General features: G+C 61.3%; 2 protein-coding genes. Both read left to right on the plus strand.

The genetic code is table 11. The annotated features are described in order from the left end of the window. Positions 1–235: 235 nt before the first annotated feature. Positions 236–1651 (plus strand): cytochrome c oxidase accessory protein CcoG, encoded by a 1416-nt coding sequence (gene ccoG, locus ACF8Q6_RS26475; RefSeq protein ID WP_029380549.1) that lies wholly within the window; start codon positions 236–238, stop codon positions 1649–1651. A 15-nt stretch (positions 1652–1666) separates the two neighbouring features. Next, positions 1667–2194, plus strand: coding sequence for a FixH family protein (locus tag ACF8Q6_RS26480; RefSeq protein WP_003254292.1), 528 nt, complete (start codon positions 1667–1669; stop codon positions 2192–2194). The last annotated feature ends 32 nt before the right edge of the window (positions 2195–2226 follow it).

Raw genomic sequence — 2226 nt, forward strand, 5'->3', positions numbered from 1 at the left:
TTACCCGCGAAGAGGCCGGTACTGGCACAGCATTTCTCGCAGGCTGATGACCTGGATCAATTGACACCCGCCATAACACGTTTCATACCACGAACCCAACGCGACTAAAGGTCGCAGTGCGAACCCATACTGCCATCAGCGGCGTATCATGGTCCGCAGAGCGCTAGCAGATTGCGCGAGACTGCGGCCCGCACGCACAGGCCGCGGCGTTTCTCCACTGCCGTGGGACTTGATGATGAGCAAGCAAATTCCGGTACATGATGTCACCCCGCCTGCCAGCAAAGGGAAGGATTCCGTCGACCTCTACGCTTCCCGGGAAAAGATCTACACCCGCGCCTTCACCGGCCTGTTCCGTCGCCTGCGCATGGTCGGGGGTGCCGCACTGTTCCTGCTGTACTTCGGCACCGTGTGGCTGAACTGGGGAGGGCACCAGGCCGTGTGGTGGAACCTGCCCGAGCGCAAGTTCTACATCTTCGGCGCCACCATCTGGCCGCAAGACTTCATCCTGCTCTCGGGCATTCTCATCGTCGCCGCCTTCGGCCTGTTCTTCATCACGGTGTTCGCCGGCCGGGTGTGGTGCGGCTACACCTGCCCGCAAAGCGTGTGGACCTGGATTTTCATGTGGTGCGAAAAGGTCACCGAGGGTGACCGCAACCAGCGCATGAAGCTCGACAAAGCCCCGATGAGTGGCAACAAGTTCCTGCGCAAATTCGCCAAGCACAGCCTGTGGCTGCTGATCGGTTTTGTCACCGGCATGACCTTTGTCGGCTACTTTTCGCCGATCCGTGAGCTGGTGGTCGAATTCTTCACCGGCCAGGCCGATGGCTGGGCCTACTTCTGGGTCGGTTTCTTCACCCTCGCCACCTACGGCAACGCCGGCTGGCTGCGCGAACAGGTGTGTGTGTACATGTGCCCCTATGCCCGCTTCCAAAGCGTGATGTTCGACAAGGACACGCTGATCGTGTCCTACGACCCACGCCGTGGCGAAACCCGCGGCCCGCGCAAGAAAGATACCGACTACAAAGCCCAGGGCCTGGGTGACTGCATCGACTGCACCATGTGCGTGCAGGTCTGCCCGACCGGTATCGACATCCGTGACGGCCTGCAGATCGAGTGCATCGGCTGCGCCGCCTGTATCGATGCCTGCGACAGCATCATGGACAAGATGAACTACCCCAAAGGGCTGATCAGCTACACCACCGAGCACAACCTGTCCGGGCAGAAGACCCACCTGCTGCGCCCGCGCCTGATCGGCTATGCCGTGGTACTGCTGGTGATGATGATCGGGCTGGCGACGGCCTTCGCCACCCGTTCGCTGGTCGGTTTCGACGTCAGCAAAGACCGCGTGCTGTACCGCGAAAACGCCCAGGGCCGGATCGAGAACGTGTACAGCCTGAAGGTAATGAACAAGGATCAGCGCGATCACGTCTACGTGCTGGACGCCGCCGGCCTGCCGGACCTCAAGCTTGAAGGCCAGCGCGAGATCCGCGTGGCCGCCGGTGACATCGTCAGCCTTCCTGTGCAGCTGTCGGTTGCCCCCGAGAAGCTGCCATCGACCACCAACGAAATCACCTTCATCCTCAAGAGCGCCGACGACAGCGACGCCCAGGTTGAAGCCAAGAGCCGTTTCATCGGCCCACAGATCCGCTAAGAGAGATAACGCACAATGCCTGCCGCCACCGCCGCCAGCCCCTGGTACAAGCACCTCTGGCCCTGGATCATCATCGGCATTCTCACCACCTCGGTGTGCCTGAGCCTGACCATGGTCAGCATCGCGGTGCACAACCCGGACAACCTGGTGAATGACAACTACTACGAGGCCGGCAAGGGCATCAACCGCTCGCTGGACCGCGAGCTGCTGGCGCAGCAGCTTGGCCTGAAAGCCAGCGTGCATCTGGACGAACTGACCGGCGAAGTGGACCTGCGCCTGACCGGTAGCAGTGGCCCGCAAAACCTGGAGCTGAACCTGATTTCGCCAACCCAGCCAGAGAAGGACCGCAAGGTGCTGCTGAGCCGGGTCGAAGCAGGACGCTATGTGGGACAACTGGAGGACAAGGTCGACGGGCGGCGTTTTGTGGAACTGCTGGGCAGCGAAGGGGGCCAGGTGTGGCGGCTGTTCGAAGAGGAAAAAGTGGCGCATGGTGTGACCTTGCAGTTGGGTGACGAAGCCCTGCAAGGCGCCGAACACCAGTAATGATTCCTGGTATGAATGGGGGCGCTTTGCGC

This window comes from Pseudomonas sp. GLN_2, assembly GCF_043106005.1.
In the GTDB taxonomy this organism is placed as follows: Bacteria; Pseudomonadota; Gammaproteobacteria; order Pseudomonadales; family Pseudomonadaceae; genus Aquipseudomonas; species Aquipseudomonas alloputida.

Excerpts from the sequence above, each read along its gene's own strand:
- ACF8Q6_RS26480 (WP_003254292.1), top strand. The coding sequence starts at position 1,667 with ATGCCTGCCGCCACCGCCGCCAGCCCCTGGTACAAGCACCTCTGGCCC.
- ccoG (WP_029380549.1), top strand. The coding sequence starts at position 236 with ATGAGCAAGCAAATTCCGGTACATGATGTCACCCCGCCTGCCAGCAAA.